19 protein-coding genes are annotated in these 23,764 nt (G+C 53.8%); 1 reads left to right on the top strand and 18 read right to left on the bottom strand.

Going from position 1 to position 23,764, the window contains the following annotated elements; translation table 11 throughout:
* Nucleotides 1-47: 47 nt before the first annotated feature.
* The 5 genes from JUB14_RS01205 to JUB14_RS01220 form a co-directional block, all read right to left on the bottom strand.
* Complete coding sequence (locus JUB14_RS01205; protein ID WP_207503750.1) at nt 48-365, bottom strand: hypothetical protein; 318 nt, start codon at nt 363-365, stop codon at nt 48-50.
* A gap of 444 nt (nt 366-809) precedes the next feature.
* Nucleotides 810-932 carry a hypothetical protein gene (locus JUB14_RS27850; RefSeq protein ID WP_262897585.1) on the bottom strand — a complete coding sequence of 41 codons (123 nt, stop codon included), beginning with the start codon at nt 930-932 and terminating at the stop codon, nt 810-812.
* 110 nt (nt 933-1,042) lie between these two features.
* A complete protein-coding gene (locus JUB14_RS01210; protein WP_207503752.1) occupies nt 1,043-1,336 on the bottom strand; it encodes a hypothetical protein in 294 nt (97 codons plus the stop codon).
* 85 nt (nt 1,337-1,421) lie between these two features.
* Complete coding sequence (locus JUB14_RS01215) at nt 1,422-2,027, bottom strand: KilA-N domain-containing protein (RefSeq protein WP_207503754.1); 606 nt, start codon at nt 2,025-2,027, stop codon at nt 1,422-1,424.
* Nucleotides 2,028-2,061: 34 nt separating this feature from the next.
* On the bottom strand, nt 2,062-2,466 hold the full coding sequence (locus JUB14_RS01220; RefSeq protein WP_207503756.1) for a hypothetical protein: 405 nt from the start codon (nt 2,464-2,466) through the stop codon (nt 2,062-2,064).
* A 120-nt stretch (nt 2,467-2,586) separates the two neighbouring features.
* Here JUB14_RS01220 and JUB14_RS01225 point away from each other — a divergent pair, with 120 nt between their 5' ends.
* Entirely contained in the window at nt 2,587-2,742 is a 156-nt protein-coding gene (locus JUB14_RS01225; protein ID WP_207503758.1) for a hypothetical protein, read from the top strand.
* A gap of 77 nt (nt 2,743-2,819) precedes the next feature.
* On the opposite strand, the gene JUB14_RS01230 is transcribed toward JUB14_RS01225, so the two are convergent.
* From JUB14_RS01230 to JUB14_RS01290, 13 genes are all read right to left on the bottom strand, one after another.
* Complete coding sequence (locus tag JUB14_RS01230) at nt 2,820-3,224, bottom strand: heavy metal-binding domain-containing protein (RefSeq protein ID WP_207503760.1); 405 nt, start codon at nt 3,222-3,224, stop codon at nt 2,820-2,822.
* A 354-nt stretch (nt 3,225-3,578) separates the two neighbouring features.
* A complete protein-coding gene (locus JUB14_RS01235) occupies nt 3,579-6,815 on the bottom strand; it encodes a phage tail tape measure protein (protein ID WP_207503762.1) in 3,237 nt (1,078 codons plus the stop codon).
* Between the two features lie 4 nt (nt 6,816-6,819).
* Nucleotides 6,820-7,326, bottom strand: coding sequence for a hypothetical protein (locus tag JUB14_RS01240; protein ID WP_207503763.1), 507 nt, complete (start codon nt 7,324-7,326; stop codon nt 6,820-6,822).
* Nucleotides 7,327-7,329: 3 nt separating this feature from the next.
* Complete coding sequence (locus JUB14_RS01245; protein WP_207503765.1) at nt 7,330-9,366, bottom strand: hypothetical protein; 2,037 nt, start codon at nt 9,364-9,366, stop codon at nt 7,330-7,332.
* Between the two features lie 49 nt (nt 9,367-9,415).
* Nucleotides 9,416-10,027: a hypothetical protein gene (locus JUB14_RS01250; RefSeq protein ID WP_207503767.1), complete on the bottom strand. Its 612-nt coding sequence runs from the start codon at nt 10,025-10,027 to the stop codon at nt 9,416-9,418.
* Nucleotides 10,028-10,149: 122 nt separating this feature from the next.
* On the bottom strand, nt 10,150-13,098 hold the full coding sequence (locus JUB14_RS01255; RefSeq protein WP_207503770.1) for an SGNH/GDSL hydrolase family protein: 2,949 nt from the start codon (nt 13,096-13,098) through the stop codon (nt 10,150-10,152).
* Nucleotides 13,095-13,427, bottom strand: coding sequence for a hypothetical protein (locus JUB14_RS01260; RefSeq protein ID WP_207503772.1), 333 nt, complete (start codon nt 13,425-13,427; stop codon nt 13,095-13,097). The genes JUB14_RS01255 and JUB14_RS01260 overlap by 4 nt, the downstream gene beginning before the upstream one ends.
* Nucleotide 13,428: 1 nt before the next feature.
* On the bottom strand, nt 13,429-13,926 hold the full coding sequence (locus JUB14_RS01265; RefSeq protein WP_207503774.1) for a M15 family metallopeptidase domain-containing protein: 498 nt from the start codon (nt 13,924-13,926) through the stop codon (nt 13,429-13,431).
* Entirely contained in the window at nt 13,907-14,176 is a 270-nt protein-coding gene (locus JUB14_RS01270; RefSeq protein WP_207503776.1) for a hypothetical protein, read from the bottom strand. Before JUB14_RS01270 ends, JUB14_RS01265 begins: the two co-directional genes overlap by 20 nt.
* Complete coding sequence (locus JUB14_RS01275) at nt 14,148-14,474, bottom strand: hypothetical protein (protein WP_207503778.1); 327 nt, start codon at nt 14,472-14,474, stop codon at nt 14,148-14,150. The genes JUB14_RS01270 and JUB14_RS01275 overlap by 29 nt, the downstream gene beginning before the upstream one ends.
* A 62-nt stretch (nt 14,475-14,536) precedes the next feature.
* Nucleotides 14,537-15,031: a hypothetical protein gene (locus JUB14_RS01280; protein WP_207503780.1), complete on the bottom strand. Its 495-nt coding sequence runs from the start codon at nt 15,029-15,031 to the stop codon at nt 14,537-14,539.
* The gene (locus JUB14_RS01285; protein WP_207503782.1) at nt 15,031-18,927 is read right to left on the bottom strand and encodes a hypothetical protein; all 3,897 of its coding nucleotides are present in this window, start codon (nt 18,925-18,927) and stop codon (nt 15,031-15,033) included. The genes JUB14_RS01280 and JUB14_RS01285 overlap by 1 nt, the downstream gene beginning before the upstream one ends.
* A 2-nt stretch (nt 18,928-18,929) precedes the next feature.
* Nucleotides 18,930-23,732 carry a hypothetical protein gene (locus JUB14_RS01290; RefSeq protein ID WP_207503784.1) on the bottom strand — a complete coding sequence of 1,601 codons (4,803 nt, stop codon included), beginning with the start codon at nt 23,730-23,732 and terminating at the stop codon, nt 18,930-18,932.
* Between the last annotated feature and the right edge of the window lie 32 nt (nt 23,733-23,764).

Raw genomic sequence — 23,764 nt, forward strand, 5'->3', positions numbered from 1 at the left:
CCGGCCATCTGACCGGGCTTTGTTAATATCGTTGATGTAGTGATAGCTTACTGAATACCGTGGGTCTGACGTATATGCGCGGGCATATCCAAACTAGAATCATACACCTGGCATTGTTTCTGGTAGGTGCCCAGATTCTTAATTAGTTCGCGTAGTCCCAGGTATGAACCGTACACGCTGTCTGCATAGGGTGGGCTGACCCGATGATCGCCAATCGGACGCATGAAGTGAATCATCATTTCATTGAGGTGCCGTTCCAGCATGACCGGATCGTGGCCTTCGGATAAAAACGCTTCAATGATTTGTTCTGGCGTACGCAGACGGTTGTGTGAGCTGGTTCCTGATACTGTGTTGTTTGTGTTCATAGAACTTTGGGTGGTTAAAAAAGAGGGTGAAACAAACGGAAAAGCTCCTACTGCTCTTCACATGGTTTGGATATCTTCCGGTTGCCCGGAATTGTCTTTCAGTCGGCACTGAGCATTAAGCCCGGTCCTGACCTGGTTAAAATCTGACTTCATGACGCACGAAGTCTGGCCTGATGGAGCGGATCCATCCGGTGCTGCGTCTTACGATTGTAGACCTTCCCGTACAGAAAGTCCCGATTGGTTTAGGGGTAGAAGTGTTCTGTGTATAGTATCTGTGGCGCTGAACAGGGGCGGAATCATACACCGCACATACCTAAATTGGCTAACCGTTACTCTTATACGTGGGGAAAGTACACTACAGTTTTAATTTGCGCAATAGCGGTTACAAGTTTTTTCTGTAAAAAAGACAAAATAGCTTCCAGCACCGAGTGTGATCGGTTTATGTCACGAAAGAAATAAATATTCAACGATTTTATACAGGGCCGCGGCTACTGCAACAAGCCCGATCACCGGGGCCATCAGTCGGGCCGGGCCGTACACGGGGGGAAGGTTATGTTTTCGATTCATCTCACTTACACAAGGCGTTTACCCTTCAAAGCAACAAAGCAAAGCCCGCTACTCATGAGCGGGCTTTTAGATTCTGTGGCAGTGGAATTGATTTACGGGAAGTAGGTAAGCTAGCGAAATGGTGGACGGGCCGTACTGGCATTTTGCTGGTAGGCTTCCATCTGGCACTTGTACATACTGATATCCGCTATAAGGTTACGAAGGCTATAATAGGTACTGTAAAGTTCAGTGGCGTACTCGGGCGAGACCTGGTGCTCACCCATCGGGCGTAGGTAGTGGATCAGCAACTCATTAAGGTTGCGCTCCATCTCTACCGGGTCAAGGCCCTGCTGAATGTGACCTTCTAGAATCTCCTGCGCGGAGCGTAGGCGCTTGCCCTCTGGCATTTGTGCATTTTGTGGCATATCTTTGTGAAGCTTGCTTGTTAGACTACTTTATGTGGTTTAGCATTCGGGGCGGTGTCTCGAACTCACCGCCCTTTTTTTATGGTTACGCTTCTGGTTCTTGAATCGGGGTAAACAGGTCAACCAGGTTGTTGAAGTCATTCATAATGAATTTATGCGCCTGCTTATTCTCGCGTTGTATGGCCTTCAACTCCTGCATCATATCCGACTGGTTAATCTGCTTTTGCAATTCCTTTTCTCTCTGTTTGTTTTTAGCTATCTGTTCAGCGACCCTACGCTTTTCTACTATTTGACCAAATAGTAAAGTTTCAACCATGTTAATCATCCAGAACTCAAACTCAACACTTAGCCACGCTGCAAATTTTATAGCAAGCTTCCTGTGCATATAGGTTCCTTTATACTTGCCCCCATTCACGGTTCGTACAACAAAATCTTCCCCTACTAATTCGACATCTTCGTCATTCTCACTCCGTGTCTGGAACGGAGTGAGATCGGATTTTCGACGTGCATTTTCTTCATTAATGATGAGTTGGATAATAGCTTTTGTTGACTCTTGTCTTAGGAACGCATAAGGTTCTTTCCCTTCAAAAGCCTTTGCCATTTGCGTAGCATTGACCATACCGGCTGCCGTGTGTAGATCAATAGCAATCTCGTTGCCTTCGTACTGTCTGGTAATAATTAGGTTGTTCATATGTATATATAAAAGTTATGGTTTTGGATAATGATTAGTAAAGCCGGTAAAGCGTATCGGTGATGTACTCCATCTTTGTTGTATGCACATACTTCCTGTCAACTTGCAGGTGGCAACTGATCTTGAACTGAGTAAAATCTTCTGCGCTTAGGTTATAGCATTCATTAAATCGAAAGCTCATTACAAACGCCATCAGAAACATAGATGGTAAGCAGGTATAGTAGCGAGGCTTCGGGTCAGTAGGCAGTTGGAATTTGAACTGGCAGACAGCATCCTTGAACATATCCAGCTCGATCAGATCAGAGAGCACCTCAAAACTCTTCGCTCCCATCGCTTCACATATCGGCTCGATCAGCGTATAGGTATCACTTTCGTTGTGGAAGTAGAGATATACTGGAATGTCAGGGATATCGAATGGTGTTTGCTTGATATGGGTCATATAGATTGTATGTTTATATATATATTGTATGCAAATGTATGTTATAAATATGTTTATATACAAGTTATATGTAAAAATATTTTCTATACATTTGCTGATAGCTTATATACCATATATGAAATGAAGAATATACACATCAAAATCAGCGATGAGCTACATTTAAAAGTTAGAAAGTATCAGCTCGAGCAAGAGCTAGCTGGTAAAAAAATGACGATGATGGAAGCCTTCGTTGAACTTATTGAAAAGGGCCTTTCGGTTGAAACATCAGCCAAGTAAGGGTACCCATCCAAAACAAGAAAGCCCGCTACTGCTAGCGGGCTTTCTTGTTTTAAGAGATCTTAACCACGAGGGAGTTATACACGTACCTTGGTAATAGCTTCAAGTTTTTGAGTTAATTCAATCACTTCCAGAATAGAGTTTTTTCGATCCTCATTGATATTCGCCAATTCCTTGACCTTAATGGCCGTACCTGCCATACATACCATGAGCATATTGCTACTACCAGAACCGATTTCACTGAAATCTATATCGGTCGAGATAATGGCATTGCCCCCAAGCCTTACGCATTGAACTCGTAGATCAGCCTTACAGATGCGGGTCGCTGCTTCTACCTTCCGGCTGCTGGTGTTTGATGATGTACCAAAGAAGTCATTAAAGTCCCTCGATAGTTCTGTCAGGAACCCGGTACCCGATGTGGTTTGAGCCGTAATCATGCCAATTACTTCATAGTCCCAATTGGCAGGAGCAGGACTAGTCATAAGAGGGATACTATGAATTATTTTTTGTAGCCTCTGTTCTATCTGATCTTTCTGGTTCTTCAGACTAACAGCAATTTCATTAAGTAAATCATAGGAACAATTGGAACAGTACCCTTCCTTAGTTTGGCCAAGCTGAGAATTAATGTAGTCTGTTTTAGATTGTTCTATCATACTGCCCCCGAAAACTCCGGTTACTGATTTACTGCAGTTAGGACATTTGGTATAGGTCATTTCAAGGATGTAGTTTTAGTTAGAGGACGTTTATTGGGAGTCAATAGCTTTTCTAAACATACAAACCTCCTGCCGGATGATGACCTTGATGTTAAAATTTTTATCCAACGGTCAACCCGCTCCCTACACATTCACATCATTCTGTATCTTATAGATGAAGTCCCGGTGCTTGTCAAAGGTCTTGGTATTAAACACCACCGGCCGGTTGCCCGTCTCCGATACATTGCGGCTCAGGCTATCGATGCCCCCGTAGATCTTCATCAGTAACTGCACCACCTGAGGATCTACTTTCCCACCGCTACCCCCGCTCAGTTGGTCGAGCATCCCGTAGTTCTTGCTCTTCTGTACCGCATCCATGATATTCGCAAAAGCCGCCACGGCCGGGTGCCTGAGCGAGCGGTTGTTCAGGATAAACTCCTGCCCAGCCTCCCCCGCGATGTACTGGCGGTTGGGCATACTGAACAGCGTAGCCCGGTTCACAAAGCCTTCGGCCAGTGAGCGCACATCGGTATACCCCCCTTCGGCCTTCTTGGGCATGAGTTGGTGAATGGCCTGCGACCCAATGGTACCAATGGATATTCCCGCTCTGATCTTGGCGGCCGTAGCCTGGGTAGTAGCAAGGGCCATTCCATAGGGGCCTAGCGCAGCCCCCGCCGCGTAGTAGCCCGCAATCTCACGTTGCAACTTGATGATAATATCTGCAATAGCTAGCGCCTTCTCAGCAACCATCAGCCCTTTGAACAAGACCGAGCTCTCATCAACAAAGGAGCTAAGGACGCTGATACCTGCTGCGTACGCTTCCCGCCGGGCATCCTGCAGGTCCCATTCGGCCAGCTTCATAGCCTCTTTTAGCTCAAACTCACGGGTGTACCGATATTCCAACTGAGCTACAAAATTCTCCTGAATCTCGCGCTCGGTATCTACCGTTTGCTGTCCGTATGTTTTCTGAAGAAGCAGCTTCGCCGTCAGGTACTGTTCTTCGGCCTGCAGGCGCTGCTGATATGCATCCGCATCCGATATTTGACGTATTCCCTTTCCGTCACGGATGGCGTGTTTGGAGTTTATGTTAGTGATATTCTTGTCAAAGTTACTATCCACAACCGCCATGGCACTATCATAGCTACCTTTCAGGTCACCGGCTACTTCCTCGGTCAGGTCTTTGGGCTTGATACTAAAATCCAGCTCCTTTACCCCGGCGTGGTGCTGCCTGCCGTAGTACGACTGGATATGCTCAATTTCTTCGGCCTCCGTCCGGTTGATCTCCGCAAGCAGTTTGGCATTGCCCTTGGCCAGCTCCCGCAGCTTTTCGTACTTATAGTGCGCCGCCTGTATCTCTTTTTCATCTTCCGACAGCAGGCGCAGCGTGTACTGCTGCTTGATCTGGAGTAGCTCGTCCTGTACCCGCTCATACTTATCGGCCAGCTCTTCCGAATCCTTACTGGATGGGCCTTCGTAGCCGCCGGGCGTGGGGGTGATGCCGCCGGGCTTGGTCGTCGATGGAGTAGTGCCATAACCCCGCTGATTTCTACGGAAGGCAATATCTGCAATTCCTTCCAACGCTTTCAGGTCCTGACGACGGGCCGCAATATCCGCCTGTACCTTCGCCAGCTCCGCCCGCATAGCCCTGATTTCATCCGGCAGCAGTTTCTCTTCCACCGTTACAGCACCTCCGGGGCCGGTATGTACTTTGGTCCGGCTCCCTTTGTTTAGTATATTCTGAAGTTGGCTCGCTCTACCCGACAGGCCCATAAATTCATCCTGAAGAAGCTCTCGCCGGGTCTGCCGCATGGCCTCCAGTAACCCCCGTTGTTCAGCTACGTAGTCCCTGACCTTCCAAGTATTTACGCCCAGAGCATTGCCATATTTATCAAATTCCGTTACGGCCTGCGGCACCGCATCGGCCAGTTGCCGGGTAATTTTATCCAGTTCGGTCTGCTCATCGGTCGTCAGCTTTACCCGCGTCCGCAGGTAATCATACCGGGCGATCAGCGGCACGATGTTCTTTTCGGTATTATTAACCAGATCCTGCTTTTCTTTCAGCTCTCCCAGTTGCAGGTCCAGCTTGGAGATCACCCCCATCCACTGCCCAAACTTTATGATTAGTGGATCCAATCCTTTCGAAGCACCCTCCCACCATCCGGTTATCTTTTTGCCAAGCTTATCCAGTATGGCCGCTGTATTAGTATTTTTGACGTTGAATTCATCAATGATCGAAGTACCTTCCGTAAAGGATTTATTGACAATATCCTGCTGCTCCCGGAGTAGTTGGGTGTTCTTGCTGAGTGCGCCCAGTACCTGCGCTCCTTCACTACCCTCAATACCTAGTGATTCCAGTGTCTTAACCAGCCCCTGCAAGCCACCTGAGCTACTTTTAGCCCCTTCCAGTACGCGGATAAATGCCTCATTGGCGTCGGTTTGGATCAGCTTCGTAAAATCAGCTACACTCATCTTGGCGACTTTGGCAAAGTGCGGAATATCCTTACCAATAGCCACGATCATCTTGCCCAGGTTGGTTGATGACAGCTCCGCACTCTGGCCCAGTATATCCATAGTCGCGGCCATACCAATAGTATCCGCAATAGTGATGTTGGCATTGGGGGCAATACCCGCGAAACGCTTAGACCATTCGACCAGATAACCTTCGTTGGCCGCTGAGCTGGCCCCGATGGTATTGATGGCCGATGCCGTCTTCAGGATACTCTGCTCAATGCCGAACTCCTGCTTGATCCCGAATATCTCTACCAGCTTACCCAGGTCGTTCATGGCTTCTTCCACATTGCCGCCCAGGTCTTCGGTCAGTGCCACGCCTACCATATCCGCCGCCTTCACGAACCCCAGTACTTCCTCGCGGGTCTGGTAACCCAGTTTCCCCGCCACGGCAGCCAGCGCTCGAAGTTCTTTCTGAGAGGTACGCGTATCCAGTTTCGCCAGGTCATCATTCAACTGAATCAGCTCATCCCCCGCCAGTCCGGTCTGTTTTCGTACGTCAGCCAGTTGGTCGCTCAGTTCTCCCGCTCCGGTTACCAGCTTGGGAATGATCGAAGCGACATTTTCCAGAGCCGTTGTAAGCAGATTTCCACCTACCACAGCGGTAGTAATAGTGGACATGTGCGCCACATACTTCTCCCAATCCGAGCGAAGATCTTTAATGAGTACTTTCTGCTTATTGTACTCATCACTGATTTTCCTCTTTTCAGCTAATAACTTCTTATGCCTTTCAGGATTATCATGTACAGCAAGTTCACGTAGCTCCTTACTCACTTTGTGCAACGCCTCGCCCAGATCCTTCACGCTCAGTTCAGCTTGGCGTCCGTCGATGATCATTTCTACGACGGATTTCTCCCTTTTTTCTGCGGCCATTGGTTTAGATAGTTATATCAATTTTTGCTCGTAATCCAGCCGCGGTTTTTGACGAAAGCTGTCCGGCAACCGCCTTTGCAAAGATTTCAGACAACTTTTGTCGCTGTCCAGACATAGTTTCTGAATACCAACGCTTAGGCGCTCTTCGACGACTAGACCCCTTACGGCTGCTGGTTGCCGCCACACCGCGAGTCTGCTCCGATAGCGTGACACCTTTTCCTACCCCCATATCCACAAAACGTCCGTAATACCAGAAGGATAAAGTACCTCGTAAATGAGCCTGCTTTTTAAAGACACGGCTCGTCATGCTTTCAGAAAGGTACCCTTCATATCCTATATTCATTTCCCGTATACGACGCTGAAAACGCTCTCCCAGAATATCCATGAAGGCCTTCATGATTTTGGTACCCTCTCCGCTTTCCATAAGCGACTTTAATTCCGTATCAGGAATTTGGCTACTCTTGACTTCCTTGAGACGAGTCTTAACCTGCCAGTTTATCTTTTTTGCCATAGCTTATTGAATCACCCGGTATCCGGCTCCGATTAGTAGAACATAGTCATAGTATTCAACGACTCGCAGAGCGGCATCCTGCGGATTCTGCGGATCCTCATAGGCTTGTTCCTCGCGGATGATTGCCTGCGGTTGCAGCACAAAGCGAACACCGGAGGCTGTAACCGTCAGATCGTTCTGATCGCGGGTCACGCTACCGTTCGGCTGGTACGTATGGGTGTACTGCCGGTAAGCCACAGGGAGGCTCAGAATGTCAACTGGGTTGGTTTTATTGCCTTTTTCATAGAAATAAGCCACCACATCGGCGTAGGTCATCCGGAAGTTGCTACCATCGTCAACGGTTTCGTTTTCGAGCACCAGTTCCACCCACACGGCCTGGTACAGCAACTCCTGCGGAATGGTGGGTTTCAGGCTCACCGGTACCAGTTGCACGGCTTCCAGCTGGGCCAGCACCTTGCTGTTACGGGCGGGTAGCTCGTAGCTGAGCAACTGAGGCAACCACTTCGAAAAGATGCGATTGCGGAGTTGCAGCCCCACCGCCACGTGGGGCAGAAACTGGCTCACCTGGTTGATGGACAGCAGCAGGTCTACCTGCACCTTGCGCGAGCCGGCCAGCATCTCGTAGTAGTGCCGCTGGTATTGGGCAAATACATCGTCGGGTTCGCCGGGCATGAGCGACAGCGTACCCACCGTTTCGTAGTCAAAGTTGTAGCTCACCGAGCTGGCGTAGGGGTACAGGGCACCCGCGCCGTCGGCTTGCATCCCCCGGTAGCTCAGCAGCCGCAACCCGAACTTGTTCTTGGGGTCGGCTCCGCTGGCGTAGGCCGAGTAGTTTTTGGAGGCGTTAAAGATCGGATCGCCCAGGTTACCCGGCTGCTTGCACACCGGGATCATCCAGGAGGCATTGGCGGGAGAGTCGTAGTTAGGGTCGCGGGTCATGAACAGGGTACCTACCTGCAAGTCAATGGGAGCTTCCCCGTCGCCCACGGTATGGTAGAGCTGGAAGGTTTCTACCTCCTTATATAGCTCGTCGGTCTCTTCCACGTAGTTTTTCAGGGTATATCCTCCCTGATCAGGCTGATCATACTGATCGGACTCCGGAATAAACCCATCCGTGAAGTCCTGGTACTGGGAGGAGCTGCGCAGCGTGCGGTAATCCACAAAGCGGACCTGGCGGGCGCGGCCATCAAAGAATACCCCCAGCCCCTTGAACGCCCGGAGGGCTTTCAGGAAATCCCCTACGCTCATATCCGGTACGTGCTGACTCAGCTCGATGTTGGCCCCGGTGGCGTAGTTCAGCCCGGGCACCGTTTGGGTATTGAACAGGATGAAGCGCTCCACCTCCGGATGGTGCAGCCAGCTGCCTACGGCCGTAAAGCCCAGCACGGCGCAAATCTTCCGGATGAGCCAGGTCAGGTACAGCATCGGCACCAGCTCCCGCTCGCCGTACTGGTAGTAGTACGAAAGCTGACTATCGAAGAACAGGGTGCCGTCGTTGGTCTGGTAGCGGTTAAATAGAGTGGGGCGGGTGTAGTTGGCCCGGCCGGTGGTATACTCCGGCTCGATCATCAGGTCGTTGCGGAACGGAGGAAAAACCACCGGATAGGTAGCCGGATCGGCGGTGTGCAGCCGAACGAGGGTAGCTTTGACCTGCTCTTCGCTGCTGCCCAGGCTGAACGGTTCGTTCACCGCCTGCCGCAGGCGCAGCTCCCGGACTTTGGAAGCCACTTCGCCCAGGTGCAGCTTCAGGTAGGCATCGGCGTACCGGCCCATAATCTTGAAGCTCATCAGGCCGCGCTCGACGGGCATCCCGTCCACGGCCAGGGTCACGGGCATCTCGACGTTGGCCAGCTGCTCGGGCGAATAGCCCACCCCCAGAAAACGGATGTTGTGGGGAGACAGCGGAAACCGGAACGGATAGCTGTAACTCCCCCGCAGCACCTCGTCGGTATTCAGGATCGTACTCAGGATCTCGACGGTGATCCGGCTGTCCGGAGGGAGCTGCAAGGTAAGTCCGGCGTGATTGCGTAGTTCAAGCATAGCCCAATATGGCTATGCGGACGCAAAAGCATGTAGACAGTGCCTCCGGCTACGATTTTTCCAACGGCACCTGTAACACCTGGTAGCGGAACCACCGGTACAGCTTCCGGCGCCAGGGGCGGAGCGCGAAGTATAAATTCATGGCATTAAAGGCCGCAATGACCCATAGAGCGGGTGCCAGCCCCCACCAGAACCAGACCGGCCCAAACAGCGCGGCCGACAGGATCATAATGCAGGTCAGCGTCTTGTACCAGGCAATGGGGCGTACTGGCATTGTAGCGGGATAGCCCCTATGCTGGTACCGTTCCCTTTCAATATACTTCCAGCAGTGCCATTCATCCACCAGGTTGAGATAGCCAGTCATCGACTCGCCCATGTACGTGAGTTTGCCTGTAATCCAGAGCCACCCCAGCTTCGAGCTGATCGTCTCGCCCCTGACGCCAAAGTGGTCGGGCCCCTGCTTCACGAACAGGGCATTCAGGAAATGCTGGTGGGTCATGTTGGCGGTGATATCAATGCCCCAGGCCGAGTTCATGAACCAATCCCCCACCGACCGCCACTTGTTATAACGTATACATTCGGCCAGATCCCAGATTAGGCCGAATAGTCCCAGGAAGACCCAGCTGAACAGGGCGACAAAAAAGATGAAGATGCCTTTCATGGATAGAGGGGAGTTAAAGGGGGATCGTTGTCATACTTGAATTTCTGCCACTACCGCTAAATACCCGTCTGGCGGTAGTGGCAGAATAAAGCTGGATTGGTTACGGATTTCGAGCCTTAAGCTTACACCGTCGCGCTTGATCCTTCACACAGTACCCAGCGTCCGTTAGCACCGGCAGTACCACCAAAACGTACTCGTAACGCCCAGGTTCTATTATCAAACTGTGTCGTATCAGGCAGCGTGAAGGTAATCGCTATGGGTTCTCCATTATGGTGAAACCCAGCCGACAGATCAGCATACGCTGTATTCTTATCTGTCCACGTTCCGTCCAGTGCCAAACGCCACTCTGCGTTATTGCTTCCGGCAAACATGAATATCTGCAACGGTGCCGATGAGCTGTTAGTTGGAATATAGCCTACTATTGTATAGGTAAAGCCTGCCTGAGCATTCGTTAAGCCAGCGGCCTCGTGCCAAATCGGGTTAGCCGTGGTAGCCAGAAGTGGCCCACCATATTTTTCATCATAAGCGCCCACAGTTACGGTTCCATTCAGAGCCATAGTTCGGATATCTACTGCCGAACGGTTTTGCAGTCGGTACATACCAAAGAACTTGTCACCTGTCGCCAGCGGCTTATAGATCATTCCACCCTGAATACTGACCTTCTCAACCGTCTTACCATTGATAGTTTCTACATAGGTTTGATTGGGAATAACCTTCTGTGCTGGTAGGTCAGACAGCATGATAAGCTGCGAAGTAAGACTTCTACGAGCGTTGATTGCTCTTCCAGGTATACAGGCAAAGTTCGTACAGGTACAATAGGCCGCATAAAACTTACCACTCATATAGGTAAAGAGGTTGCCGCTTCCACCGTAGGCGGCTACTGTAAAATGAAATGCCTGTGGCCTGTCCGTGTCATTAGATCCAGTTACGACACCTGGTGAGCTTAACGTGACACCCTTTATATCAACGGGAAGAAATATGGTATTGGCAGGATTCTTAACGGCATACCCCCAGCTTCCTGGCCCTACTACAATCGTGAAAGTCATCATACGAGGGTAAGTTGCGCTCGTTGATGTGGGTTCCATGTACTGATTGTAGTTGTTTAACTGACGGTAGGGGCCGTATTCATCAGAGGTTCCCGAGCTGGTTATGTAGTCGTGCAGCACAGCGGCATAATTAATTTCTTCCGCACTATACCACAGGGCTTCATTCCTCTCTGTATACCGGTTTTTGCTCTGCCCCACTACTCTATATGTGCGCGGCATCCCAAAACCGTTGTTAGCAACCCGCTGAAAGCCCACCATGTTAGCCAACTTGGAAGAGTGCATAGCCACTGCATTGGGAGCAAGCGCCGGGGTAGATGTAGCTTCCCCTAATAATTTAAGGTAGGTTTGCCCCTGTCTGCCCTGTGAACTTACACCAGATACTACTGTAAGCATATCCCCCAGTACGGCATAACCTTCACTATTTGGGTGAATAAAATCACCTGTGAAGGTAGCCGCTCCCACGTTCAGCGCCGTAATGGGGTAGTACCGATACGCCAGCTTTTCCAGCACAGCCGCGTCAGTGGTAGCCAAGCCACTCTTAGCGTGCCAATCCAGTACCGTAACGTGCGGTCTATTCCGGTAGGAGAGTAGCTTTTCCCGAATAGCGTTGAATGTGGCATGATTAGAGCTATTAGGCAGGGAGTAATGCCCGCCCATCTCTATAATTATAATCAGCGGCACCCCATTCTCAAACGTCTTTTCTACCAACCTGTCGTAGAGCGGTACAAAGTTGTTGGCAAACTCAGTCATCCCCCGCCCGGCATCGTTTACCGTCCAGGTTACTATGGCTAGATCAGGCTTGAAATGGGTACTGGTATTGTTAAACACCGAGTCCAATCCGGTAAAGCCTACGGGTGCTATGGTAGCTGCCATCTGCCCCGAAGCCGCGCCAGGTGAGTAGAAGTTTCCGATATAAGAGCCGCCCAGCGAAGCGTCCAGGAAGTGAATACCCATCTCATCCTGGCACAAATCCAGCGTTTCGATATAGGCAAATCCGCTGGCCGGAGCTTTCAGCTCTATGGTGCGGTACGCCAGCGACTCCCACGACATGACATACTCCTGCGCGTAGGCTTGTGTACCGTTGCAGTTTACGGTTCCATGCAGCACCCCGTCTACGTGTACCTCAAAGCTGCCGCCATCCGTTTCTTTCGAGTACCGGAGTACGGCCCGCTTGATGTAACCCCCGAAGGAAAGAGGTGTACTGGTACTTTCACCCCGGCTGCGGGTAAACGCAAACCCACCAAACTTCTGCTTTTTCCATCCTAAATGCGTATTAGTGTAGCTGCCTCCCAACATACCTAAGTGGTGTGTTCGGTTCCCACTATCCCCATACTCTTTTGTGAGTGCCCCTACCAATCCCTTCATGGCGGAAATCATAGCGTTAGCGATAGATGTACCGGCTAACAGCACTCTGTTGATCTTTATTCTGCCAAACTGTGTAATAGCTCCGGCACGTCCCAGCGTTTGAGTTTTGGAACCCACCCATTCATCTACGGCAGTGGTCAGGGTTTCGGCAGCGCCTAACACCTGATCCCTATACCCCTCCGTCTCTTCCATCCGCTGGTTGAGCTGCTCAGCACTACCAAAGATATTCAGGGTGTCTTCTTTCGCCTGGGTAGTCGTATTCTTATCCGCCTGCATCTGCTGCCGGGTAGTCTCAATCCACTCGGCCGTTTCATCTACTGCGCGGGTATCATTGGCCACCTGCTCCGCCGCCGCGAACATGGGGGCGAAGTAGGCCGGAATGGTGGCGTTGGTGCCGTCGGTGTAGTTGATGATCAGATCCGCGGCTTCGTTCTGGCTGACGCTGGTGATGCCACGGCCGGCGAAGTTGATGGCCTGAGCCGGATCGGTTACCAGGCCGGCCGCTCCTACGTAGCCCACAGCCGGTTTGTTGCCGTTGGAGCCCGTCCAGTCGGTGAGGTGGAGCAGGGTGCGATTATCCGCGTTTTCGAGCGCAAAAACGGGTGTCCAGCCACTGACACCCTGGGGACCTGGTAATGTGACGACTATGGTTTGAATCATGTGGTAATAAATCGTTGAGTGAGGTGAACCTGTGAAATGAGCACATCGGAGGTGTTGCCGGATTGGGAGGTGTACTCAAAGCCGAGCTGGTACTCGCCCGCTGGTACGTCCAGCTGCTCGGCCGTAAAGCTGAACAGGAGATTGGGATGCGTATAGGTAAGCCCATCCCCCAGCGAGAGGGTGACAAAGGAGCGGTTGTCCAGGACCCGGCGCAACTGGGCCTTGATCGCAAAGCCCGTGAGGTCGATGGGTTGGCCAGCGGGGTCACGCAGCTCCACCTGGAACTGCCAGGCCTTGCGGGTTTCGTGGGAGAGTACGGGCTGTTTCATACTAGATCTGAAAATGAGGTGCGTCGATGAACCGTTCATCGGAGGTTCGCCAGTTCTTGTTCCAGTCGGCGCCCCAGGTGATTTGGGGGAATTTCTTCCGGATGATCCGGGCGGCCTGCTCAAATAGTGCAGGATTCCAGTCCAGCTCCTTTTTGGTACCGGCTTTGACGAAGGCGATATCAAAGGCCTCCGAAGGGGTACGCTCGTGGCGGGAGCTACCGGGCAGGGAGTTGGTGATCCGGCGCTTATTCTCCGTCGGGCCAATGGGCCCCAATCCGGCTTTTCGGCGCAGGTCATTGACCACCAGCAGCGGCTGGCGTCCCTGGGCGTAGTAGGCTTCCTGCATGGCGCGCGGACGGAATACCTGCGTCAGAAAGGGCACCGGGTCGTTGGGGTGCAGCACGGCCCACTGTTCGAGCAGGTAGTGCCACGCCTCCTGCAGGAGTGGATGCGCGAGGGTGATGTCTCGGGTATTCATCTTAGATCCAGCGGCTGACATACGAGTACACGGTAGAGAGCAGGAAAGCCGCGAGTCCCACCCGCAGCATCAGCAGGTCCATGCCGGTGCCATCCGGATGATGGATCTGGGTGAGCTGGAAGAAGGAGCCGATGCAGATCAGCAGCAGGCTTACCTTCTCAACCTGGTTTTCGCGCTTGCCATCGGTAAGCCGAAACAGGGAGAAAAGCATTATGACCAGCAGCGCCAGGCCATTGACGACGTTAGAGAGATGAATCAGGAGGGTTTCCATGGGTATGATCAGAGGAAGTTATTGCTTTGAATTTATCGAACACCTTGTCTACGGCGCTCTCGATGAAGCGCAGGCCCACAAACCCGATCAGGAACGCCACGCTCCGCGCCTCGGTACTATTGATCTGTTCCAGGAAGAAGGATGTGAGGTAGATCGCCGTGAGGTAGTTGGTCAGGACGGTCGCGATCAGCTGCTTTCTCTGCTTCTTATCCCCATTGAGGTAGTGCGCGACGGAGCCCATAAAGGCGCCCTGGCTAATGGCTATGTTAGCAGAAAAGAATATGTCCCAAAGATTCATCACAGCGAGGTTAGATATAGCACTAAGATGGGGCCTTCGGGACACTTTTAGTTGGACATTCGTCAACGACGCCGGGCAAAGGTCCAGGCCAGCAGCAGTACCGCCAGCGCCATCAGCACCAGAAATATCTGAAAGGTCATAATCGCCTTCTCGATCTGGGGGCTGTAATCCCGGTCGGTTTGCTGACTGGATGTCTCGGCCTCCTTGGTTTCGGACTTAGCTGACTCCTTCTCCCCCTTCTGATGGACTGTCTCACGCACCAGGTAGGGCGTAGGTACTTTCAGTATCCCCGTAGGCATAGCCGGCCAGTCTGGTCCGGATGGACTAAAACCATAGCCACTGGTAGGTATGATGCCTGGTCCGCTCCCACTTTCGCCATAGAGGTAGTCGCGAGTGATCTTGGTGTCATAGGTTTCGGAGCTGGTTTCCGTACGGACCGAGGAGCTATCCGCCTCGGATCGGGACTTGTGCACCTCACGGAGCAGGGTACACGAAATGAGATGGAACTGGCCCAACAGGACCAGCCCCACCAGAAGATATGTGTGGTAGTGTTTCATTAGCTGTTAATTGCGTCTGTTAAGAACCATGAATCGTTGATCACTACCGGGGCGGCCTGGTTGTAGTAGTTGGTGCCTACCACCGCCGACCACGGCCCGGAGTTTTGTTCGCCTCCCTCCAGGCGCGACAGCGTGGCGTTCACGTTCTGCGAGGGCAGCGGCTGCGGCACCTTCTCGATCATTTCCTTCCGCAGGTACCACAGCGCCGGAGCCAGATCGTCAATGTTATTATTACTAGACTCTCCGGTGGTTTCCGTATCACCGTGGCTGTAGCTCATGGCGAAGTGAATCAGACCCTTGCCCCCGCAGCGCCGGAAGAAACTTTCGCCGGATACTTTCAAGCGGTTCGGGTCGAGCGGCACGCCGTAGGGGTCGTTATCGCCGTAGCTCAAATCACGCGGGTCGTACTCGATGGCCGGAATAGCGTTCGGGAACGAACCCCTCACAATATCCGCTGCCAGCATTTTCTCGTGGAAGTCCCCGTGCTGACCACCTTCGCTGGAATAGATAATATCCGCCGAACCGTACAGGAGCTTCCAGTTGTAGCTCATATTCCACGCAGCCTGGGGCTTGCCCGTATCGCTTGGGAATACCGCTACCTTGATCTGGTTGTTAGACCCGGCCCGCACGGCGTTACGGAAGTTATCGAAGAAGTTGCGCAGGCCGATGGTCATGTGGCGATACCACAATTTGCCGTACAGCGTGCGGTTCCACAGCGCCCCTCCGGTGTACTGTTCCGAGGGTTTGGGCGGCGACTGGTAGGCTTTGCCCTGTGAGGACAGGTAGGTGCTCCATACGTTCTGGCTGGCTTCGCAGTAGTCGGTGTATTCAAACGGGTTATCCAGGTGCGCCCCGGTGTACTCCTCCCCGTTGGAGTAACCCAGCGAGAAGTACTCGATGTATCCAAGTTCCTGGTAAGGTGCCAGTACACTGGCCAGGTGCTGCATGGCGGTAGCGAACTTCTGCTTGCCCACCTCCGAATGCACACTAGGCATGCAGTCGTGCTCGCCTTCGATGAAGAACTGCCGCCCGTTCTGTCCGGTACAGCGTTCGGAGACAGGCAAGAAGCCGTCATCCCTTCGGCGGGCGGGCCACACGAATAGGGCCAGCTTCATGTTTCGGCTCAGGCACCAGTTCAGCGCCGAAAGTATCTTGTCGTCGTAGTACCAGCCGGGCAACGGTTCATACTGATACCATTTCAGATTCAGGCGGAAAACATCCAGAGCCTGGAACGACTGTCCGTTGTGGCTCAGGTTGTTCCACATATCGGCATTATTGCGCCAGCGTCGGGCAATACCCGTTTCTTCCGCCGGATCAAAGCCGAATTGGGTGGTACACAGCGCAAAGGCCCGGCCCGTGTCGTTATTCAGTCCGGTCTTCGCGTACTGCGATACCGGCGGGGTAATCACCGTCGGCATGGGTCGGGCGGGCGTACCTGACGAAGGCGTACCGGTCAGGGTGAAGGTATACTCCTGCGAGAGAAACAGGGTGTTGTTCAGGCCGAGTTGGGCCACTACCTTGTACTCGTAGGCCATGTGGGGGTAGCCCGGATAGGTGTTGGTACTGTCCCCGCTACCAAACAGCGTCCACTCGCCGTTGCGGGTGTTGCTCACGTTGGTTTGCCGCTCGCCCAGGTACACAAACTGCCCGCCGTCCTTGCGGTAGAACTGCAACCGTTTCCAGGTGTGCTCCACGTTCTGGATCTTCATAATAACCTCCCACTTGTTGGGGGTAGCTACCGAATTACCGGAGGTGATCTTCTGAATCAGGTTGTTGTTCTCCTCGTTCCACAGGTACACGTTCACACCGTCTTCGGGGGTAATCACCGGCGGGTCTACCGGCGGGTTGACCACCACTTGCCCCTGCTCTTCCTCGTAGGGCGTCGGCCAAAACCGGTAGCCCTCACGGATGGTATTGATAAAGTCGTCAGAGATCTTGACATCAATCACCTTGTAGGTACTGTTACTCCCCCAGCTAAACCCGCTGTTGTTCTTGATCGCATCGTACTTATCCCGCACGTTGGCCCAGTAGTTGCGCATAATATCGCGGGTGCTGTAGGTCATGCCCGGTTTGTTGGTCGTAATCTGCTGCTTCTGCGTTTCGGCCCAGCTTCCGTTGTTCTGCTGCACGCCCGGAATGACCTGCTCGACAAAGTACCACATGGGAAACGTCTCGCCGTCTCCCTCCGAATAGTCGTAGAAGGGATAGTTCGGAGCGTTGGGGTTCATGTACTGCGGGTTGGTCTGCGGTCCCCGGAAGGCCCCGATGCTCATACTGATGCCCCGTGCAAACATCTCCCGCAGGTCGTAGGTCATCTCGTTGATGTGCTTAATGCCCTTGTACTTGTCATTGAGGTCGTAGTTGCCGTTGTAGTACATCCAGCTCCCGTCAAATTCGCTGAACGTAATCAGCCCGTACTGGTTGGCGACGCCCTGCAACACGTCATGGTGGAAGCTCTTGTAGTAGCCCCCGCCGGTATTGTGTTTCAGTCCCAGCACGTAGGGCGTGATAAAGCGGTGGAAACCGTAGGTAATGCGGGCGGAGATCTGGTCACAATAGTTGCCCGAATCCATGATGTAGAGTTCGCGCCGGGTCAGCCCGCTGCTGATGTTCTGCTCCACGGAGTACTTCTGCACCTCGTAGTGGAACTTCTCGATGGAGCGGTGCTTGTAGCCGTACCACAATTCGCCCAGCGGTCCCTCGTGCTGGTTGCCGCTGGAGGTCCGGTTGTAGCCCTTATCGGGTGTGACGGTATCGAAGTTCAGGTCCGTGCGACCAATATATTTCTGAAAGGCCGCCAGGTTGTTCTGAAAGCGGGTGCGCAGCTCATTGCGGAAACGGGTAATATTCCCGTCCGAGAAATCGAGAATGGGCGGGTTGGTGGTGTATTCATCTCTGATGGAGGCGTAATGGCTGTTGTTGTGCCAGTGCATGTACTGGTCATAAGACGAGCTGTACCCCATCTCGAAGGCAATGTCATCAATCACGCTGACCCCGATCACCTCTCCGGTATCAATCCACGGCTGTGCCTCGGCGATCACCCGCTTCATCACCTGCTTGCAGTGCTCAATCCAGCGCGGAGCCGAAAAGCTCATGCACACCGCTACGTAGGGGTTGACCGTGTAGCCCGTAATCTCGCCGCTGCCACTCTGGGTAACCTGCACCGGAGGCGGGAGCAGTTCGCCCCCTCCTACGGCCGGGTGTCCACCCCAGTGGCGGGCGGTGTAGGGCGTGCGCTGGCAGTCGGCAACCTGCGGTCCGTCGGCGTAGCTCAGGCCGTCCGTGCGGGAGCTGCCGTCGGGATTCTTGCCGCCATTGGCCAGCAGGTGCCCGAACCAGGGACGGATGTTGACCCACAGCCGCACCTTAGGCCGCTGACTGACGGGGATGCTATTCTCGTTAAACCACGAATAGAAGGCGGTAAGCTGCGTAGCGATCCCCTCGTTGGTGCCCTGCGTGGCGACACAGCTTGTATCTATCCCTACGCCCGTACTGGGGTTGTAGGGTGTCCAGACGGTAGGTTTGTCGTGCTTCCACCACCAGTGCGGATTGATGGTGATGCTGATGGCGTTGAATCCTTTATCATACAGGAACTTGCCGTAGCCCCGCATGTTGGCTACCCTCTCAATGTAGGGGATGCCCACCATCCGCCAGGGGCGGCTCTTGATGTCGATCAGTACCTGATTGTAGGTCGTCTCGGAGTAGTTGTTGCCCGGATTGGCAGGATCTTCTACCCGGCCCTTGACGAGCTGACTGAACTCGACATCGGACAGGTAAAAGGTATGATAGGGCGTGCTGACGGTAGCCTCCTGAATGGTGCTGTTATCCGCCCGCAGGAGCTTGTGCTTGTACTGGTTGGCCGTGATCGAGGTACGGCAGAAGACGGTTCTGGGCATGGTTAGTAGATAGAGAGGTTGGTGTAGCCGACGGAGGGGGTAATTACGACTTCGCCGAAACTAAACGTGCGGGTGACAGTGGCAACGAGACTAGTGTCATTGTATATCTTATAGGTGACCCGGTAGATGCCGGGCTGGAAATTTCCCTGCCCGATGATCCCGGACGAGTAGGTGCCCACGTGGTAGGTGCCAAACAGTTCGTAGGTTCCATTCTGAGTTGCCGAAGGATACGTACTGGCAGTGTGCTGATTGGTGTGCATCTGCTTTTCCCATACGCCCGAACTATTCTGCTTTTCCAGATCCTTCGTCATGTGCGTGTGGGCCATATTCTGTATTACACATCGCACATCCCATTCCTCATTCCACGCAAAAGACGGGTTAGAGAACTCGGGTAGTTCGGAGATAAGCCCGTTGGAGACATCATTCCAGAGCTGAACGGTGGTCTTTGCCACCGGATCGGGGTCGGGCGGCGGATTGTACACACCCTCCTTGCAGATGCTGAACGTATCCAGTTCCACATCCCCCTGTACGGAGGAAGGGCGTACCCGGATGTTGTTCAGCGTACTCACCCACAGGGCGTGGGTCACATCGATCACCACGTCCTGATCGGCTCCCGTGGCGGTGAAGTAGTGGTCAATCTTCTGCTCGTCGTCCAGCACGTTGCGGCTCGACGTAGCGAAGTAGATCACCACCTGGGTCTGCCCGCCGCTGGGGTGAACGGGCCACTTGCCCCGGAACTTAATTTTTTTGTACTCGTTAGCGTTCACGCCTAAGCCCCACTGCGAGCCGACCATCGTACCAATGTTCTCGGCGTAGAATTTCAGGCGGCCTCCTTCGGCCCGAAAGCCGTCGGCGTTGTCCAGCTCCGCCCACCCCTGCGTGCCGCTGTTGAAGTCGTTGAGCAGGATGCAGTTTTCACCCGGCTGGGAGAGAAAGGCAAAGCGGGCTTCCTTAGTGGCAACCACCGTGCCGCTGGCCCCGCCGGAGCGGGCTACCCATACGATGCGGAACTTGGAATCAGGGCGGTGGATGGAGCCGATCTGGGTGGACTTCATGCCCAGAAAGGCTTGCAGGTTCGCCGATGCGGTCGGGCTGCTGAACGTGTAGACCTGTGGGGCACCCGTGTATGTACTCACGTTCACGGGCTGCTCACTGCCTCCCGTCACGTCAAACAGTTGCATGGTCACGTAGTCGAAGCTTTTGCCGTCGGCTCCGGTGAAAAACACCTCCCAGTTGTCGGGCAGCGCCAGGGTTGCCTCCGTCGTGCTCAGCTCGGCCAGGGTGGTGTAGGTCAGATCTGCATTTTCCTTTTTCAGGTAGAGCGGCGTAGGAGTGCCAGGCTGCTCGCCGCCGCCGCCTGGAATGGTGAACTCCCGCCAGGAAACCGCCGAGCGGCAGTTAGCCCCCTCTATTTCCAGCCTGTAGATACCGCCCGGCTGGTAGGGGAACTCAATCTGCATAAAGGCATCCTTGTACAGATCAGGAAGCACTTCCGACCGTGCAATGCTGGCGTACTGTATTTGCCCGTCCCGCAAGATGCGGAAGTGGTGGTCGTTGGCCCCCAGCCCGTCAAAAGCGTAGGTCAGACTGGTGTTGGTGATGTTAGTAATGGGGTTGTTGCCAAACAGGGTGGGACCGCGCTCGCACGTTTTCATTTCCTCCTGAATGGAGAAGCTGACGGTGGTATCCACGATGGTTTCTCCATCCCGTTTCAGGATGAGTTGCTGCGTGTAGCTGCCCGGCGCCAGGGGCTGTCCGTTGACGGTCGTGACCGTGCTGCTGTTGGCCGCCCCGAAGCCGTGCAGCGTGGTTTGGCTCGTCTGGGCCACCGTGCCGGCCAGGCTTACGCGTTCGGTCATGGTTCCTGTATTGTTGTTGCGGGTGATGATTTGCCAGTAGTTGTGCGGGGCGTTGGAGATGATCCAGCGGGTGTCCCAGGGATTGATCCAGGTCAGCACGGCGGATTCGGTGATGTCAGCTAGTTTGCTGCCGGCCGATTCGTTCCAGTATTCAAGCCGCACCACGGGCGGGGTGTTGGTAATGGTCGGTTCGGGCAGGGTGATAATGCGCTGGTTTTCGGCATTTGCTATTTCCCTGACCAGAATGCGCGGCAACTTACCGGTGGCGCTGGGGTAGGTGCCCGTCAGGGTGACGGTCAACCCGTCGTAGGAGGCGTTGCACCAGTTCTCGCGGTCGAGAAAACTCTCGATTTTCAGGTCGGCGGCAGCGTGGTGAGAGGTTATGTACTGCCCCAGGTTCAGGACGATGTTGAAGCCCTCGCCCACGGTCAGAAACGGTTGGGGCAGGCTGCCAAACTTGGGGTGCCGGGCTACGGGGACGGAGGTAGGGAGTGTCAGGTTTTCAGAGCCATCAAACTCCACCGCCTGGGCCTCAGCGTCACCCGTCAGGGAGACGAAGACCGGTGTTGCCAGTTTTAGGGCCTCGCCCCCGTTGTTGATCGGCTGCGTCCCAAAGTAGGGCATCTGCTCAAACTGCCACCGTTCTAGTGTAAAGTCGTAATACAGAGAAAAGCCCTGCACGCCCGGATATTCGGTGGTATTGAGCGGGACGAAATACATCTTTGTACCATCCTCCGAAAACTGCACATAGATCTCCTTCTCGCCGGACTCGTTGAGCCACCGTTGTACCTTTTCACCGTCGGGCCGCTGGAAGGTTTTAAGCCCGGCAATTGTCTGATTAGAGGGTAGATCCACTACCTGATCTATACTACCTAATTCCTCCTTCAACTGCTTCGGCGTAATGGCTTTGCTATTGTCGGTACCAGCCGCGGCCTCTTCGTCGGTAGCCAGTTGCACGATGCCTAATTGGATTTGGGAGGCAATGGGCAGATTCTCTACATTAGGCTCAAACTCATCCAGCCGATCCTTTAATGTTTTGGGCGTAATGGCCACTTCCTCGCTTACGCCCTGCCTCGCCTCGCTCAACGTGGCTAGCCTGAGCTCGCCCCGTTGGAGCGTCGTAGCCGACCGGTGCTCCTGGTTGGACCGGACGAGCGTCTGGATGTTAGCCAGGCTGCCATCGCCCAAGCGGATCTGCTGCGTCGTGCCAACGCTAAACTTGGGCTGGTAGTTGGACAACAGCTCGAACACCCCGCCGGAGGTCACCGGATTGAGACTGGCCGGAATGGGGTAAGGATCCACCTGGCCAGTATAGGGTAGGCCACTATTGCCGACCACAATGGGGCCCGCGCCTTCGATGCCCGGAGGCGGCACGTTCTGGTTGGCTTCAAAGCTGTCTTTTTCCAGATCACCCAGGCTCACTGAGCGGTTCCGGAACAAATAGGTATACTGGAATAGGAGCGCCCGGGCGTTGTCGCCGTCGCGGCTCTCACGAATGCTGTTGGTGGTAATACCGATCGGATAGGCCGCGACGGCGACAACGCGGTACTTGTGGGTGCTCCGGAAGAAGTCGCGAAAGGTCAGGAAGTCCTGCGCCCGGAGGAAACCGGTAGCCGCATCGAAACTTTCCTGTACTTCAATATCCCAGTCGGTATACTGGCCGTGGTGTGACTCGTAGTTGTAGGGTAGTACCTGTTCGGCCTGCTCCCGGAAGTAGGTAAGCTCAGGGCTACCCTTGCCACAGATGGAAAGGGTGTCTATGCCACCCACGCTGTTGACGTAAGCGAAGTACCGGCGGTAGGGCTTGTAGTCATAGAGTACAACGAAGCTGAGCTGCTCGCTGATGGCGGTAGCCCCGTCGAACAACTGAGCCGTATACTGCTGTACGACTTTATCGGTGTTAAGAGCAGCCAGATTGAGCTGGTTGTAGCCCACGGCCCACATCGCCTTCTGGTATTGGTGCAGATTGGTAACGCCCGTATTGTCTACGACCTGGGTGGTCTCGTCCTGAAAATGGACGGTGATCCGCAGGGTAGCGGCCGTCCGTGATTCCTCGCGCAGGTTGATAAAACTCAGGAAAGCCGGTTGGTCCCGGTAGACGTAGCGCGTGGTATTCTGTAAACTCAAAAAGCGGTCCAGCGCAGGCGTAAGGCCCAAAACCGTAGATGCTACGGTAGCTCCGGAGCCCGCCTCGTAGCTGGTCCCGCCGAGCAGAGCGTAGTAGGTATCGGTCTGCAGCAGCTGACCTACCGAAAAGTTCTCGCCACCGGCCGGGGCGTATTTCAGGTAGTAGTCCAGCCGGGAGCCGTGCACATGGCTGCCCATCGGCAGGATCATGGAAGGCATCTCCGGCGTGAGCTCCGCGTGCAGGATCTCATTCAGATCCAGCTCGGCGTTGCTGTCGGTCGTGAGCGCCAGGGGCGCCTGGTAGATACGGTCGAACGACAGATCCACGCCTTTACGTACCCACACTTCGACGTAGACGTGCGGGTTGACGGGTATGGTGCTGTTGACCCCGGAAACGGTATTGCGGCACTCGCCGCCGGCAAAGGTGGTCTTGCTGAAATTGTAGGAAGAACCGGCCTTACGTCCCTGAAAGACCAGGGCGGGAAGTTCGTCAATGGTATTGGTAACGACGACAAAATACTCGTTAAAATAGTAGTTAGCCGCAAACCATTCGACGAGCGATTCGACATAGGCGACTGAGCCGTCGCCGGCCGGAAACTCTGCTCCCAGGGAGCTGGGTGTGGCACTGGCTTTAAGCTTTTGCTCTTCGCCGTTCCAGCGAACTACAATAGTGGTACCGGGCACAACGGCACCGGAAAAAATAATGGCGTTCTCCGCCACCGAGCCAGCCAGATAGCCGGCATTATCGTTCTGAAAACGCCAGACGATGGGATTCCGGGAAAAACCTATTTTTTCGGGAGGGGTAACCTGTATAGCCATACCCGAATTTGGCTATACGGCTCCGAAAAGGC

This window comes from Telluribacter humicola (assembly GCF_017355935.1).
GTDB lineage: Bacteria > Bacteroidota > Bacteroidia > Cytophagales > Spirosomataceae > Telluribacter > Telluribacter humicola.

What these genes read in the sequence shown, in the direction of transcription:
- JUB14_RS01205 (WP_207503750.1), bottom strand. Translation starts at nt 365, where the DNA reads ATGAACACAAACAACACAGTATCAGGAACCAGCTCACACAACCGTCTG.
- JUB14_RS27850 (WP_262897585.1), bottom strand. Translation starts at nt 932, where the DNA reads ATGAATCGAAAACATAACCTTCCCCCCGTGTACGGCCCGGCCCGACTG.
- JUB14_RS01210 (WP_207503752.1), bottom strand. Translation starts at nt 1,336, where the DNA reads ATGCCACAAAATGCACAAATGCCAGAGGGCAAGCGCCTACGCTCCGCG.
- JUB14_RS01215 (WP_207503754.1), bottom strand. Translation starts at nt 2,027, where the DNA reads ATGAACAACCTAATTATTACCAGACAGTACGAAGGCAACGAGATTGCT.
- JUB14_RS01220 (WP_207503756.1), bottom strand. Translation starts at nt 2,466, where the DNA reads ATGACCCATATCAAGCAAACACCATTCGATATCCCTGACATTCCAGTA.
- JUB14_RS01225 (WP_207503758.1), top strand. Translation starts at nt 2,587, where the DNA reads ATGAAGAATATACACATCAAAATCAGCGATGAGCTACATTTAAAAGTT.
- JUB14_RS01230 (WP_207503760.1), bottom strand. Translation starts at nt 3,224, where the DNA reads ATGACTAGTCCTGCTCCTGCCAATTGGGACTATGAAGTAATTGGCATG.
- JUB14_RS01235 (WP_207503762.1), bottom strand. Translation starts at nt 6,815, where the DNA reads ATGGCCGCAGAAAAAAGGGAGAAATCCGTCGTAGAAATGATCATCGAC.
- JUB14_RS01240 (WP_207503763.1), bottom strand. Translation starts at nt 7,326, where the DNA reads ATGGCAAAAAAGATAAACTGGCAGGTTAAGACTCGTCTCAAGGAAGTC.
- JUB14_RS01245 (WP_207503765.1), bottom strand. Translation starts at nt 9,366, where the DNA reads ATGCTTGAACTACGCAATCACGCCGGACTTACCTTGCAGCTCCCTCCG.
- JUB14_RS01250 (WP_207503767.1), bottom strand. Translation starts at nt 10,027, where the DNA reads ATGAAAGGCATCTTCATCTTTTTTGTCGCCCTGTTCAGCTGGGTCTTC.
- JUB14_RS01255 (WP_207503770.1), bottom strand. Translation starts at nt 13,098, where the DNA reads ATGATTCAAACCATAGTCGTCACATTACCAGGTCCCCAGGGTGTCAGT.
- JUB14_RS01260 (WP_207503772.1), bottom strand. Translation starts at nt 13,427, where the DNA reads ATGAAACAGCCCGTACTCTCCCACGAAACCCGCAAGGCCTGGCAGTTC.
- JUB14_RS01265 (WP_207503774.1), bottom strand. Translation starts at nt 13,926, where the DNA reads ATGTCAGCCGCTGGATCTAAGATGAATACCCGAGACATCACCCTCGCG.
- JUB14_RS01270 (WP_207503776.1), bottom strand. Translation starts at nt 14,176, where the DNA reads ATGGAAACCCTCCTGATTCATCTCTCTAACGTCGTCAATGGCCTGGCG.
- JUB14_RS01275 (WP_207503778.1), bottom strand. Translation starts at nt 14,474, where the DNA reads ATGAATCTTTGGGACATATTCTTTTCTGCTAACATAGCCATTAGCCAG.
- JUB14_RS01280 (WP_207503780.1), bottom strand. Translation starts at nt 15,031, where the DNA reads ATGAAACACTACCACACATATCTTCTGGTGGGGCTGGTCCTGTTGGGC.
- JUB14_RS01285 (WP_207503782.1), bottom strand. Translation starts at nt 18,927, where the DNA reads ATGCCCAGAACCGTCTTCTGCCGTACCTCGATCACGGCCAACCAGTAC.
- JUB14_RS01290 (WP_207503784.1), bottom strand. Translation starts at nt 23,732, where the DNA reads ATGGCTATACAGGTTACCCCTCCCGAAAAAATAGGTTTTTCCCGGAAT.